Annotated in this window: 12 protein-coding genes; 5 read left to right on the forward strand and 7 right to left on the reverse strand. The window is 61.6% G+C overall.

All coding sequences use genetic code 11. The features are described from left to right. Nucleotides 1–487: 487 nt before the first annotated feature. From AC01FP_RS08060 to AC01FP_RS08080, 5 genes are read right to left on the reverse strand one after another with little or no spacing between them, the layout of a single operon-like run. Nucleotides 488–1,309, reverse strand: a complete 822-nt coding sequence (locus tag AC01FP_RS08060) for an inositol monophosphatase family protein (protein ID WP_474479401.1) — start codon at nt 1,307–1,309, stop codon at nt 488–490. Beyond that, complete coding sequence (locus AC01FP_RS08065; protein ID WP_474479404.1) at nt 1,306–2,724, reverse strand: BCD family MFS transporter; 1,419 nt, start codon at nt 2,722–2,724, stop codon at nt 1,306–1,308. The genes AC01FP_RS08060 and AC01FP_RS08065 overlap by 4 nt, the downstream gene beginning before the upstream one ends. Nucleotides 2,725–2,731: 7 nt before the next feature. Next, entirely contained in the window at nt 2,732–4,411 is a 1,680-nt protein-coding gene (locus AC01FP_RS08070; RefSeq protein ID WP_474479407.1) for a TolC family protein, read from the reverse strand. Between the two features lie 25 nt (nt 4,412–4,436). After that, a complete protein-coding gene (locus tag AC01FP_RS08075) occupies nt 4,437–5,840 on the reverse strand; it encodes a TIGR03279 family radical SAM protein (protein ID WP_474479463.1) in 1,404 nt (467 codons plus the stop codon). 22 nt (nt 5,841–5,862) lie between these two features. Further along, nucleotides 5,863–6,741 (reverse strand): undecaprenyl-diphosphate phosphatase, encoded by an 879-nt coding sequence (locus tag AC01FP_RS08080; protein WP_474479409.1) that lies wholly within the window; start codon nt 6,739–6,741, stop codon nt 5,863–5,865. A gap of 149 nt (nt 6,742–6,890) precedes the next feature. Between AC01FP_RS08080 and AC01FP_RS08085 the strand changes: the two genes are divergently transcribed. From AC01FP_RS08085 to nadB, 3 genes are all read left to right on the forward strand, one after another. Then, nucleotides 6,891–7,559 carry a DUF3120 domain-containing protein gene (locus AC01FP_RS08085; RefSeq protein WP_474479412.1) on the forward strand — a complete coding sequence of 223 codons (669 nt, stop codon included), beginning with the start codon at nt 6,891–6,893 and terminating at the stop codon, nt 7,557–7,559. Between the two features lie 111 nt (nt 7,560–7,670). Then, nucleotides 7,671–8,048: a photosystem II complex extrinsic protein PsbU gene (gene psbU, locus AC01FP_RS08090; RefSeq protein WP_474479464.1), complete on the forward strand. Its 378-nt coding sequence runs from the start codon at nt 7,671–7,673 to the stop codon at nt 8,046–8,048. 85 nt (nt 8,049–8,133) lie between these two features. Beyond that, on the forward strand, nt 8,134–9,789 hold the full coding sequence (gene nadB / locus AC01FP_RS08095) for an L-aspartate oxidase (protein ID WP_474479414.1): 1,656 nt from the start codon (nt 8,134–8,136) through the stop codon (nt 9,787–9,789). Here nadB and AC01FP_RS08100 read toward each other — a convergent pair. Then, nucleotides 9,768–10,694: a vitamin K epoxide reductase family protein gene (locus AC01FP_RS08100; protein WP_474479416.1), complete on the reverse strand. Its 927-nt coding sequence runs from the start codon at nt 10,692–10,694 to the stop codon at nt 9,768–9,770. The two genes, nadB and AC01FP_RS08100, sit on opposite strands and share 22 nt — an antisense overlap. Nucleotides 10,695–10,794: 100 nt before the next feature. Between AC01FP_RS08100 and rimO the strand changes: the two genes are divergently transcribed. Together rimO and AC01FP_RS08110 are read left to right on the forward strand one after the other, a co-directional pair. Then, entirely contained in the window at nt 10,795–12,165 is a 1,371-nt protein-coding gene (gene rimO, locus AC01FP_RS08105) for a 30S ribosomal protein S12 methylthiotransferase RimO (protein WP_474479419.1), read from the forward strand. Further along, nucleotides 12,162–13,385 (forward strand): MFS transporter, encoded by a 1,224-nt coding sequence (locus tag AC01FP_RS08110; protein WP_474479420.1) that lies wholly within the window; start codon nt 12,162–12,164, stop codon nt 13,383–13,385. The genes rimO and AC01FP_RS08110 overlap by 4 nt, the downstream gene beginning before the upstream one ends. Here AC01FP_RS08110 and AC01FP_RS08115 read toward each other — a convergent pair. Next, nucleotides 13,372–13,464: a cytochrome b6-f complex subunit 6 gene (locus AC01FP_RS08115; RefSeq protein ID WP_106633090.1), complete on the reverse strand. Its 93-nt coding sequence runs from the start codon at nt 13,462–13,464 to the stop codon at nt 13,372–13,374. The genes AC01FP_RS08110 and AC01FP_RS08115 overlap by 14 nt on opposite strands. Between the last annotated feature and the right edge of the window lie 62 nt (nt 13,465–13,526).

Here is a 13,526-nt window from a genome sequence, read left to right on the forward strand (position 1 = left end):
CTCTGACAGAAGGTTTCAAAGAGTGCATTCAGAAATTTCTTTCCTCTTGACTTTCCCGAATCCCAGATCCGGTCGCGCTCGCCTCTCCCATCGGCACACCAGCCCCTGTTCCCTCGTGAGAAGGCAACAAAAGCCAACCAACAGGCGCGTCACGCTTTGTTTCTTTTTGACGGGACCTCACACCTTCACTGCTATTTCCGTCACTAGCTGATCTCTCAGCTAAAAAATCAAAGCTCCAACACCCTCCCTCTCAGGCGGCGCAGGCTCCCTTGATCCGTGACGCAGTGAAAGCGTCAGTTCCTAAACTTTTTAGTTGTCCAGGTGCTTCCGCCTCCTCCCCCTCTCGGGAGTTCTCGGCGGAACGTCGCCTCTCAGCGACTCAGAAAACTTACAACACCGTCGGCTCTCGCCTCCTCCGTCGTAAGCCTGCTCGCTTTCGGGGCTTCCCCCTTGCGCGCAGTCCAAAAACATATCACCCCAGTTGCCCTTATGGCAAGGACCCAGCCACCAGCGCATCGGCCCAGGGCATGAAACGGGCCAAGGTTTCCGGACGATCGGCTGCCAGCACTGGAAAATCGGCTGCTGACAAATCGGAACCAGCATCGATCGACTCCGGTGATCGCACCAGCCAGCGGATCGGGCAGTCCAACTCGCTGAGCACCAACCACGCTGCCGCCAGATCCCAGATCTTGGGCGTGGCCTCGAGGGCTGAGATCGTTTGCCCCATCGCCACACTGACAAGATTGAGGCTTGCCACCCCAAGCAAACGGATTTTTCCAGGGAAGCGTTGATTGGGCAGCTTTTGAAGCACTCCTATCGAACGGCTACATAAGGAAGCGCAGCCTGCAGGGTGGCTCTGCCCGGAGGGAGCCAGCAGGGGGCGACCATTACGCCAGGCGCCCTGACCGCGAATGGCCACGATGCGCTGCCGCAGGGGTGGCACATCCAGCACGGCCAGCACGGGACGACCCGCCTCAAAACGCGCTATCGAAATGGCCCAGTAGGGAATCCCAGCAGCAAAATTAGTGGTGCCATCCAGGGGATCAACCACCCAATAAGCAGATGTCTTAGGCACTGCTTTGTTGCCTTCCTCGCTCAGCACCCCTTCACCGGGAAACAAGCGCGCCAATCCTTCAACCAGGGTCGCATCACTCCAGCGGTCACAGGCGGTGATCAGACTGCCGTCTGATTTGAGGTCGGAGGCCATATGGCCGAAATCGGCCCGTTGCCTTTCAGCTACACGATCGATCAGCTCAACTAGGCCTGGATTGAGGTCTGGGGGGAAAAGCACTGGGGGTTCTGGGTTCATCCGAGCTCTAGGGCCAGCACCTTGCTGAGGCTGCGACCGGTATCTTCCCTGAACTGGCGGAGGTTGAGGCGCCGAAGCAACACCAGAGCACCAAAAGCCACCAGCACCTCCACGCATAAAACCAGCGCGTAGGGGAAATACACTGACGGCGCTAGCTCAAGAGCCTGCTGAAGATAACGGGCTAGATCAAGCAGGCCACCACCGAGCACTTTGCCCAGAGCGCGGGACAGTGCCTGCGCAAGGCCCCACACGCCTACGAAGGTGCCGGCAGCTTCAGGCAGGGTTAGGTCCAGCATCAGCACCAGCGCACTATTGGTGCCAATGCCAGCGGCCAGGCCAAACAGCAGCATGACGAACTGCAGCACCGGCACGTGGGGCTCTAGACCAGCCAGAGCAAGTAAAACCAGGCTGGCCAAGATCAACTGGCAACCCAAGCGAGCAGTAACCAGCTTGCCTAAACGGGGCACGATCCAAAACCCAGCCAGCAGCAACCCTGTCAAAGTTCCCATGCCCCAAATGGCGTTCAGTGATGCCGTTGCTGCAATCGGCATGCCGAACACGTCTGCTGCGTAGCTCTCGAGAATGGGGTCCTGAAGAAATAATCCCAGGGTGAAAAACACCAGAAAGGAGAAAAACACCAGCACCTGACGACTGGAGCTGACTAGGGCCCAAGCCTGGGCCAGGGTGATGGCATCCTCTCGGCGCACGCTGCTCGAAGGCTGGACAAGTTGCTGCTGCCTGCCTGGCTCGAGCCCAACGGTGGCCACGACCGTGAGAACAAGTACAAATGCAATCACCCGAATCATGAAGCCCAGCAACACCGGCTCCAAGACGGCAGGATCGGTGATGCCATCAAGACTGCGAAGGCTCAGACTGATGGAGATCGCCCCGATCACGATGCCAACGGTAAGCAGACACCAAATCAGTCCCACAGCCCTGGGCCGTTCGGCCTCGCTGGTGCGATCAATGACCAGAGCGAGATAGGGCGTGGTGGCCAGGGAAATCGCCAGCCCATAAAGGGCAAACAGCCCGCAAAGTCCAGCGATCCCTAGAGCCAACTCAGGCTGCGAAGCAGCTTCAAGCAGGCGCCCCACATGAAAAATCAGGGGGATGGAAAGCACTGCCAATCCACAAAACAGGGCCGTGCCAAGCCATATATATGGAAGCCGATGACGCCCCCCCCAGGGATGGGAGTCAGAAATTTGGCCGAACAACACCCGCGAGGGAGCTACAAATTGCTCGAATGCCAACGCCCCACCAACCAGTAAACCGGGAAAATGGAGCTCGCTCAGCATGATCCTGTTGAGCAAACCGGCAAAGATGACGGCCAGGCAACCCAGGCATCCCTGAAACAACCCCAACCTCAAGGTATGGAGCAACCCCAGGGATGGGGGCTGGCCTGAAGGGGACGTCACCACGTCGTCAGACGGCTCCCTGGGCTGCGGCCTGACAGGCCGGGATTAGGGGGGTGGGTTCAACGGGAACATCGGAAGAGCCAGCAGGCTTATTGGCCGGTAGAGACTGGGGAGTGCAGCCAGCTACTTGATCGAGGCCCGTGCGGCGGCGTAACTCGGCTAGGCGCTTGTTGTAATCAGTGATGGAATTGGAATAGCGCACCTCTGCCTGGGTGAGATCTCTCTGGTTATCAACCACTTCACGCTGGGTGGTTACCCCTGCTTGGAAGCGCAGGCGGGCCAGCCGCAAGGATTCGCGTGCCGAGATAACTTCTCTTGAAGTAGTAACAATGTTGCGGTTATTCTTCTCTAGCTCATAAAAACTAGTTTCCACCTCTAGGCGAATTCCGTCGCGGCGTTGTGCAAAGCGAAAGGAGTTCTCTTGAGCAGCTTGTTTGCCTTGGCGAGATTGGGCAGCCGCCGCACCGCCGTCAAAGAGGCGCCAGCTCAAGTTCAAGCCGATGGAAGTGTCGTAATTGCTGCCCTCAGCTCCCGGCTGCGAAACAATAACGGGGTCATTACCGTTAAAAACATTGCCAGAAAAACCCGCAAAGATGTTTAGAAAAGGTTGAACGGCGCCCAACGCTGCGTTTGCCTCACTATTTGCGATGGAAATATCAAGCAAGGCCTGATCCAACTCCTCACGGAAGGTATAGGCCGCAACAATGCTCTCCTGCAAAGAGGGCTGCCAGATACCAAATACTCTTGCAGGGTCCTTGGCAGTGGGGGTTACGTTCTGCGGCAAGTCCAGCAGAGCCGCCAGGCTGCGGCGAGCAATCGCCTGGGCTGCAAGAGAATTGGTGAGGAGTTGCTGGTCACGGGAAAGCTGGGTTTCGGCCTCGAGAACTTCAAGCTTGGTGGCCACACCAGCTTGAAAGCGTGCCTTGGAATCCCTCAGGCTCACGATCGAAGCCCTCACAGACTCCTGACCAATACGGACTTGATCATCTGCCTGCTGCAAATCGAAATAAGCAGAAGCGGTCTGCAACCGCAGATCCCGTAGAGCAATTACGTATTGAAACTTAGCCTTCTCAAATTGATCCCGCGCCGCCGCGATAGATGGCACGCGCTGAGGATTAATCAGTGACCACTGAGCCCTGAGGGCTGCCCCAAAATCCCAGCGGTCGGTGGATTGGTTCTGAGCGTCACCATTGCTAGCCACAGACCTTGCTTGTCCTGTGGTGAAGCCCGGCGCAGAGGCTGCCTCAAGATTTATATTTGGATACCACTGGGCAATCTGGGCCCGCAGATTGCTCTGGGCTTGATCCACCTGGCTGGCAATCGCCTTGAGGTCGGGGTTGTTGACCTCGGCCAGGTTTTCGACCTCAACCAATCCTAGGGGTCGAAACTCAGTAATTTGCACTTGCTCCGGCTTAACCGGCAAGGCCAGGGAGGCCGGGGCAGGCAGGGTCTCAAGCCCTGGCGCCAGCTTGGTAGCTGCAGGGGTCACCAGAGTTGGATTTACACGCGGGCGATAGCCCCGCAGCTTGGTAGTCGAATTACCCCGAAGCGCTTCTGGAGCCAAGGGCAAGGCAGCCGCCGGTTGGGCAGGGGCAGGGGCTGCCGTTTCCTGAGCCTGCGCAACAAAAGACAGCGTCGGCGCTGCTAGCAGGCCTAGCAGGGCTAAGCGCAAACTGAAAAATGTCACCCAAACCTATCTCAACTCCTTAATCTTAAGGAACTTGTGGAGTGATGGCAAAACATGAGGCCACAAGATCGTCCGCACCCTGCAGCAGCTGCACCGGCACCGGCAACTGGGCCTCGAACTCAGCCAAGGTGAGGTCGTCGAGGAATACCGGTTCGCCCTGGCGCAACATCACCGCCGGCAACAGCAAGGCCTCGCCCAAATCCAAGCCAGCCAGGCCGTTCAGTAAGTCCGAACCTGTCAGCAGACCCGTGACCACCTGCTCCTGACCCCAGTAGGGGCTAGGCAGGCCATGCAAAATCAACTCCAGACCGTCCACCGCATTGAGCCTGGCCACCACCGGCTCAAGGGCTTTGGCTACCAGCTGGCCCACCACCCAGCTCAGCCGCCGCGGCCTGGCCAAGGCCTTGGGTAACTCCCGGGTAGCGCGCTCAAGTGCCTCAAGAAAGGCGCGAATACTGCCCACGCCGTTTTCCTGCTGGGGCAGATCTTCGTAATCCGCCCGGGGAGGGAGCGGCAGCCCCGCCATCAGATACCACTCATCAGACAACCAGACGAAACGACTGCCCAAATCCCGCTGAAAGTGCTGCTGCAGGGGCTCCACCAAGGCGATTACCTGGCGGGCGGCCTGGCAATCGACGGGCACGAGAGCATCGCCGTCGGGACGAAAACGGGTAAGCCCCACGGGCACCACTGCCACGGAGAGCACCGCCGGCCAGTCGCCACCGCCAAAGGCGGCCAGGTCCTGCAAGGTGCGAATTAGGGCGGGGCCATCGTTAAGGCCTGGGCACACCACCACCTGGGCATGGATCTGCAGATCGCGCTGGGCAAACCAGCCCAACTGATCCAGCAACAAGGCCGCCCGTGGGTTAACCAATAACCGGCTGCGTAGCTCAGGATCGGTGGCATGGACGGAAACGAACAGGGGCGAGAGCCGCTGTTCCTCAATCCGCTGCCAATCAGCGGCGCTGAGATTTGTGAGTGTTAAATAGGAGCCGTAAAGAAAACTGAGACGATAATCGTCGTCTTTTAAATAGAGGCTGCTGCGGCGACCCGGTGGCTGCTGGTCGATGAAGCAAAACGGACAGGCATTGTTGCACTGCTTGAGGCCATCGAATAGGGCTTCGGTGAATCCCAGGCCCAAGCCCTCGTCGAGATCCTTCTCCAACTCGACCGTATGCAGTGATCCATCGGGATCTTCCACCTCCAGGGTGAGCTCTTCCTCTCCCACCAACATCTGAACATCGATCAGATCTCGTGGGCGCTTGCCATTAATGCTGAGCAGACGATCGCCTGGCTGGAAGCCCAACTCCTCAGCGATCGAACCAGGTTCCACCGAGGCGACCACGGCAGGGGCCGGCAAGCGCACCGCCCCTGGGGAGCTGCCATCGAGGGCAGCCAGGGCAATCCCCGCAGAGGGCTCATTCCACACGGCGTCAGGCGCTGCTGAGGGTTCAGGCTGCCATCCTGGCGCCAAGCCAAATCAAAATGCCTACCCCAAAGACCAGGCGATAGGCGACGAACACCCAAGTGCTGTTCGTTTGCAGAAAACGCAGCAACCAGGCAATCGCCAACCAAGACACCACCGCAGCAGCAACGATGCCCACAAGCAGGGGCACCGCACCACCACCGGCTGGAGCACTGAATGCCTCCTTCAGTGACACAAGGCCCGCCAGGGTGATTGCCGGAATGCCCAACAAAAAGGAGAAGCGGGCGGCGGCCGGTCGCTGCCAGCTGTCAAACAAGGCCGCAGTGAGGGTGCTGCCAGAGCGGGAAACGCCTGGCACCAGAGCGAGGGCCTGGGCCAGGCCGACCCAAAGACCGTCTCGGGGCTGCACGTCGGCGAGCTCGCGGCGACGGCTACCCACTAGCTCGGCCAAGGCCAACAGCAAAGCCATCACGATCGACACGACCGCAATCGAGGCCATGCTGCGTAGCGGCGAGTTGTCGTAATCAGGCACCCAAAGCTTTAGGGCCAAACCGGCAAAAACAATTGGCAGGGTGCCGAGGGCAATGGCGACCCCCATGCGAGCAGAGGGTTCGCCCCACTGACCGTGGCGGCAGGCCCGGCCCACGCCTCGCAACACTTCAGCCAGGTCTGAACGGAAATAAGCCAGCACCGCCGCGATGCTGCCCAACTGAATCACCGCCGTAACCGCTACCCCCGGATCGCCCCAGCCGAGTAACACCGGCACCACCTTGAGGTGGGCGGTGCTGCTGATCGGCAAAAACTCCGTCAATCCCTGCAACACCCCCAACACCAGGGATCGGAAGCAGGCTTCCCAGAAATCGATCTCCGCAACGGGCAGGTTTGGCATGGCGGCGAACAACATCGCAGGCACTACAGGCTGCAGCGACCCTATGGCGCGCCAGTCCGTTCCACCCCTTAAGGTTGCTCATCTTTCTTCACATCTTCCTGGTGGTCGGGGCTCCTAGTAACACAATCGCCCCGGCAGTCCTTCCGGCTCTACCTCCGTTACGGATGTGGCTACAGGTCTGCCGCAACCCCGGGCTGAGTCTTATCAGCGGCGTACTGGTAACCCTGCCGGTGTTTCTGCAGGCACCTTGGGTGCGGTTGGCCCCCTTCAGTGCGGCCATGTTCACGGTGCCTTTACTAGGGCTTGCTCTGGCTCTGAGCCAGCACTCCAATCCCCGCACCCGTAAGGCCGGGGAATTGCTAGTGGGTTTCTGCGGCAGCTGGTTGGCAGGGAGCCTTTTTTGGGGCTGGTGCCGACTCCATCCGGTATGGCATCTTCCAATTGAAGCCTTTGCCCTGCCGCTGGCCTTAACCGGACTCCAGAGCCGCTGGAAAGTTGCCTGCGGTTTTTATCTCGGCTCCCTGCTGGGCACAGCAGCCACTGATGTGGCAATAGCCGCCACCGGGCTGATGGCCTCCTGGCCCCAGATCCTCAGCGCTAGCAGCGCCGAGGCGCCCCTGCTTTTGCAGGCTGCCGCCCAGCAGGTTCTGGCCCCACAAGGTCTGGTCTTTGTTGTGTTCAGCGGTGTCGTGCTGGTTCAAATTTGCCGCTGGCTCTGGGGTCTTGGAGAGGTGGGACGCATAGCCAGTGCCGCTCTGACCACAACCTTGGCGGTAGATGGGCTTTTCCTACTGGCTGCCCTTGTGGCACCCAGCCTCAGCGGCCTGATCTGAAGAACTGCAAATCCTGCCGAAATACTGGTAGAGATTCCGGCATGGCTCTGTAGCGTTGGGATTCCGGTGACTGATGTCGCCTCCCTTCCCGTAGTTCAACGGAGTGTCGTGATGAAACGGCTGCTTGCCTGGCTGATGAGTGGGGTTGTGCTGACTGGCCTCTTGATCACATTGCTGATTCCAGCCCCCGCCTTCGCCGCTGATCGGCGCAACCTGGTTGACGACAAAATCGCCGAGCGGGCCGGCAAGGTAGATCTGAACAACTGTTCCGTGCGCCGCTTCCAGGACTATCCCGGCATGTATCCCACCCTGGCCGGCAAAATCGTCCTAGGAGGTCCCTACGCCAGCGTCGACGACGTCCTGAGCCTCGACCTGACCGATCGCCAAAAAGAACTGTTCAACAAGTACAAGGACAACTTCACCGTCACCGAAGCCTCGATCGCCCTCAACGAAGGCGACGATCGCATCAACGACGGCCAGTACCGCTGAGCCCTAAGCTCACTTCCGCTTGAAAGCCGTCGGGCCTTCCGGCGGCTTTTTTAGTGCCGGCCTTTGTCGGGTGTCTTCAGCCGCCATGGCAGAGCAGTCCTGGGATGTGGTGGTTGTCGGCAGCGGAGCCGCCGGGCTGATGGCCTGCCTCGAGCTGCCCCACCATCTGCGGGTGCTGTTGCTGAGCAAAGACAACGATCTCAGCAGCACCCCTCGATCAGCCAGCCGTTGGGCCCAAGGGGGTATAGCCGCGGTGACACTGCCCAACGACAGCTTTCAGAGCCACATCGACGACACCCTGATGGCTGGGGGTGGGCTCTGCGATCGGGCAGCGGTGGAGCTGCTGGTGCATGAAGCTCCGGCCTGCGTGGCGCGCCTGCTGGAGCTGGGCATGGCCTTCGACCGCGACGGCGAAAATCTGAGCACAACTCTGGAAGCCGCCCACAGCCACCGGCGGGTGCTGCATGCCCAAGACCGCACTGGCGGCGCCCTGGTGGAGGCCCTGGAACGGGAGGTCTTGCTGCGACCCCAGCTCGAACAGCGCAAGGGGGTGGTGGCATTGCAGCTCTGGTTGGAGCAGGGCTGCTGCGTGGGCTTAGCCGTGCTCGAGGGCAACCGACTCCACTGGCTTGCGGCCCGGGCGGTGGTGCTGGCCACTGGTGGTGGTGGCCACCTTTTCGCCCACACCACCAATCCCAGCCTGGCGAGCGGCGACGGGGTGGTGATGGCCTGGCAAGCCGGCGCAAAACTGCGAGATCTGGAATTTGTGCAGTTTCATCCCACGGCCCTGATGCTGCCTGGTGCGCCCCACTTCCTGATCTCGGAGGCGGTGCGCGGCGAAGGGGCCCGCCTGGTGGACGGGTCGGGGGGCAGCCCAGTGGCCCAGCTGCCGGGAGGAGATCTCGCCCCAAGGGATGTGGTGAGTCGCGCCCTGGCCCGAAGGATGCAGGCCCTAGATGTAGACCATTTGTGGCTTGATTTGCGGCCTGTGGGACTGCCGCGTCTGGAGCGCCAGTTCCCCACGATCCTGGGCCGTTGCCGCGAGCTCGGGCTGGAACCCACCCGAGAACCGATCCCAGTGGCCCCGGCCGCCCACTACTGGATGGGCGGCATCTGGACCGATCTCCAAGCCGCCACCAGCGTGCCTGGCCTCTATGCCGTAGGCGAAGTGGCCTGCACGGGCGTGCACGGGGCCAACCGGCTTGCCAGCAACTCCTTAATGGAGTGCCTGGTGTTTGCCCGCCAGCTCCGCACAATCGAGCTGGCGCCGGCCAGGCCAACCGGAGCCAACCAAGGGGAGCCGCCGACCACAACCCAGCTGCCCTTGCCCGCCAAAGAGAGCCTGGAGGCCCAGATCAGCGCCCTGCGGGATCTGTGCTGGCAGGTGGCGGGGGTAGAGCGCAATGGCCACTCCCTCGCGCCTGCCCTGCAGCAATTGCGGGGCCAGCGCAGGCAGCTCGAAGCCAGCCAAGCCTGGCGTCAACTACAAAACTTGGAGCCGGGACAGAGCGTCCAATTCGAATCGGCGGCGGTGCCCGCACTGCGACGACTGCAGGAGCTGCACCAACGGCTGGTGCTGGCCGAGCTGCTAATCGAAGCGGCCCTGTTTCGCACCGAGAGCCGGGGGGGACACCACCGCACCGATTCGCCCCACGCCCAGCCCTTTTGGCAGCGCCACACCGATCAACAGATGCACCAGCCCCCAAGCACCGCCCCTGTTCAGGGCACTGAACCGGAGTAACCGGAGAGCCGGGCGAGCTCAGCCAGGGGCTTCACACCGGAATCAAGCTTGCCGTTGATCTCCCAGGTGGGGAAGCCCTCAATTGCCTTGGTGTCGCACAGTGACTTCTGGCTGTTTTGGCCATCGGCGGCGCACTCAATCAGGTCCAACTTGGCGCTGGCTTCCTTGCCGAACAACTCCTTCTGCTCATGGCAATGGGGGCACCAGTAGGCCGTGTACATCACGGCGCCGATGCGGCTCAGGTGTTCTGCTAAGGCAACCGCCTCTGGACGGCTGGTGGCTACAACGACCGGAGGCGCCCCAGCCTCCCGCACCGCGGCGGGTCGATCAACGGAAGCAGCCCAACCCAAACCCAGCATGCCTACCAACAGGGCCACGATCACGGCCCGGAACAGCAGCTGGCCACTGTCTTCCCACTCCCCACCAACGAGGCTGATCACAAACAGGCTCAAGCTGAGAATCGCCGATAGGACGCAGAAGAAACAGAAGGCCTGAATCTTCAGAACCATCAGCCCCATCAACAACAGGCTGAAAACAGCCATGCCCGTACTCAGCAGCAGCAACACCCACCAACTGCGCTGGGCAAGGGCCGCCCGCGAGTCGCCGCGCAGCACCAGCGGCAGCACAGCAAGCAGCAACACCACCCCGTAGGCCAGCCAGCCAAACAAAGACAGGGGCTGGCCAAACAGGCTTCCCCAGGCGCTGTTCAACACCTTGTCGCAGCCCTCAGCGCCGCCAGGGCAACTCAGCGGACCGAGCAGACCCCATCGCTTCAAAGTGATTGCGCCGGTGTCGATGGCGCCGATGGTGGCTAAAACAGCCATGGCTACCCGGGCCCAGCGGCGGGCTGGATCACTGCGGCGCCGGCTGGAACTAAGGCGCTGGCTGAGGCGGGATGAGGTCACGGGTCGGAGCCCTGGCTGGCCTGATTGTGGCAGGAGCAAACCAGGGGTTAAGGGCGCCGTCGGCGTGCAACGTAGGCTGAATCCCTGCCCTGGCAAAACTGTGAACCAGGAAACCCACGCTCCTGCAGCCAAGCCCACCGTGGCTTTTGCCCACCTGGGCTGCGAAAAAAATCGCGTGGACACCGAGCACATGCTGGGTCTGCTAGCGGAGGCTGGCTACGGCGTCAGTGCCGATGAAAGCGATGCCACTCTGGTGGTTGTGAACACCTGCAGCTTCATCCAGGAAGCGCGCGAAGAGTCGGTACGCACACTCGTAGAGCTTGCTGAACAGGGCAAGGAACTGATCATCGCCGGCTGCCTGGCCCAGCACTTCCAGGAGGAGCTGCTCGAAAGCCTCCCCGAAGCCAAGGCAATCGTGGGCACCGGCGACTACCAACACATCGTCAGCGTGCTGGAACGGGTGGAGGCCGGCGAGCGGGTCAACCAGGTGAGCGCCAGCCCCACCTTCGTAGCCGATGAGCATCTGCCCCGCTACCGCACCACCAGCGAGGCGGTGGCCTATCTGAAGGTGGCCGAGGGCTGTGACTATCGCTGTGCTTTCTGCATCATTCCCCACCTGCGCGGCAATCAGCGCTCCCGCCCAATCGCCTCGATCGTCGCTGAGGCCCAGGCGCTGGCGGCTCAGGGGGTGAAGGAGTTGGTGTTGATCAGCCAGATCACCACCAATTACGGCCTTGATCTAGCCGGCAAGCCCCAGCTGGCTGAGCTGCTGCGGGCCCTCGGCGAAGTGGAAATTCCCTGGATCCGGGTGCACTACGCCTATCCCACCGGCCTCACCGAGGCGGTGCTGACTGCCTACCGGGAGGTGCCTAACGTGCTACCTTACTTGGACCTGCCTCTTCAGCACAGCCACCCGGACGTGCTGCGGGCCATGAACCGCCCCTGGCAGGCAGATGTGACCGCCGGTGTGCTGGGCCGCATCCGCGAACAACTGCCCGAGGCGGTGCTGCGCACTACCTTCATCGTGGGGTTCCCCGGCGAAACCGAAGAGCAGTTTCAGCACTTGTTGGATTTTGTTGCCGCACAAAAATTCGACCACGTGGGCGTGTTCACCTTCTCTCCAGAGGAGGGCACCCCTGCCGCGGAGCTACCGGATCAGATACCCCACGAGATCGCGCTGGACCGGAAAGACCGCTTGATGGCCCTACAGCAGCCGATCGCCGCCGCCCGCAACGCCGCCTGGGTGGGCCGCATCGTGGATGTGCTGATTGAGCAGGAGAACCCCAGCAGCGGCGAGATGCTCGGCCGCTGCGCCCGCTTCGCCCCCGAGGTGGATGGTGAAGTGCGGGTGCATCCAGGTGAGGGCGGACTTTGCGCAGCACCAGGCACCATGGTGCGGGTGCGCATCACCGCTGCCGACACCTACGACCTGATCGGCGAGGTGGTGGGCACCCGCAGCATGGGCGCTTGAGCTGGCGGCCGCATCAACGCACCACCTTTCTGGTTGCCTCAGGACTGAGCACAGCTGGATCCTTCGCAGGCCTCACGGCTAAGGGCTGGATCCTGATGGATGGCAGCGGCAATCCAATGGTGCTTGCCCTCCATTTCGCGGTGCTGGCCCTGCCTTCCCTGCTGGTAAGTGGGCCAGCAGGGGTTGCGACCGACAAGCTGGGCTGCGAAGCCGTGCTGATCCGCTCCCAATGGGGACTTTTCGCAGCCGGCATACTGGGAGCCGTTGCCATACCACTGAGCAGTGGTGACCTGCAGGTGGTCCTGCTGCTACTGAGCACGCTGCTGGTAGGCATCGCCAGTGCCTACGAACTCACGGCCCGCAACAAATATTGCGCCCTACTGGTGGAGGGTCCCCAGCAACTGGCTCCTTACCTCACCAGCTTTTCGGTGGTGTTCAACGTGGGCAAGCTGGTGGGGCCTCCCATAGGGGGCTGGCTGCTGGCCTGGACCGGCGCGGGCACGGCCCTGGCGATCGATGCCGCCACTTACTTGATCCCCATCGCTTCAGTGCTGTGGCTGCTCCACCCCAATAGGGGGCTGGAGCAGCGCAGCGTGGCTGGAGCCAGCAGTGGGCTCAGAGCCGCCTGGCGCGGCAGTGGTCCGGTGCTAAGGCACGTGTTGATCTACACGGCTCTGGCTTGTTTACTGGGCTTCTTCCACCCAGGCCTAGCCCCCTTGATGGCCCGGGATTTGCTGGGCCCCTCCCCCCAGGCCCTCGGCCTATTCACCAGCGTGTTGGCAGCAGGCAGCATCAGCGGCGGCCTTGTGCTGCAGCGTCACAGTCGCTGGTTGAGCCAGCGACCCGGCCTGCTGCTGGGAAGCTGCACCCTGATCACCGCAACAGCCCAATTAGCTATGGCCGCTTTCAGCAGCCCAGAAACGGTGGGAATAGGGCTGGCGGCCACCTTCGCCCTCGGGGCTGGAACCGCCAGCCTGCTGGCAGGGGTCAATTTGATCAGCCAGGTGGGCTCTTCGATGGCCATCCGGGGGCGCATGGCCGGGTTGGGCCAAATCGCCTTCCTAGGTGGGGGCGGCCTCAGCGGCCTGTTGGCAGCGGCCATGAGCCTGACGCTCGGGTTACAGGGAACCTTTGCCGTGCTGGGGGCGGCTGGCTTCGTCTTAGGCCTGCAGGAGCTGATCAGCCGCAGGGGCCTGAGACTCAAGCTCAAATCAGTTTGATGCCGCGCAGCACGATCGATGCGGCAATGGCAACGGCCAGCCCACCACCAAACAAACCCAGGTAAATTGCGGCAGCCATGGCAGGCCATCATTGAAGGTGAAGCCATTACAGCAGAAAGCAGGCTGCCTTCAGCATTTCCG

The organism is Cyanobium sp. NIVA-CYA 375 (assembly GCF_056108345.1).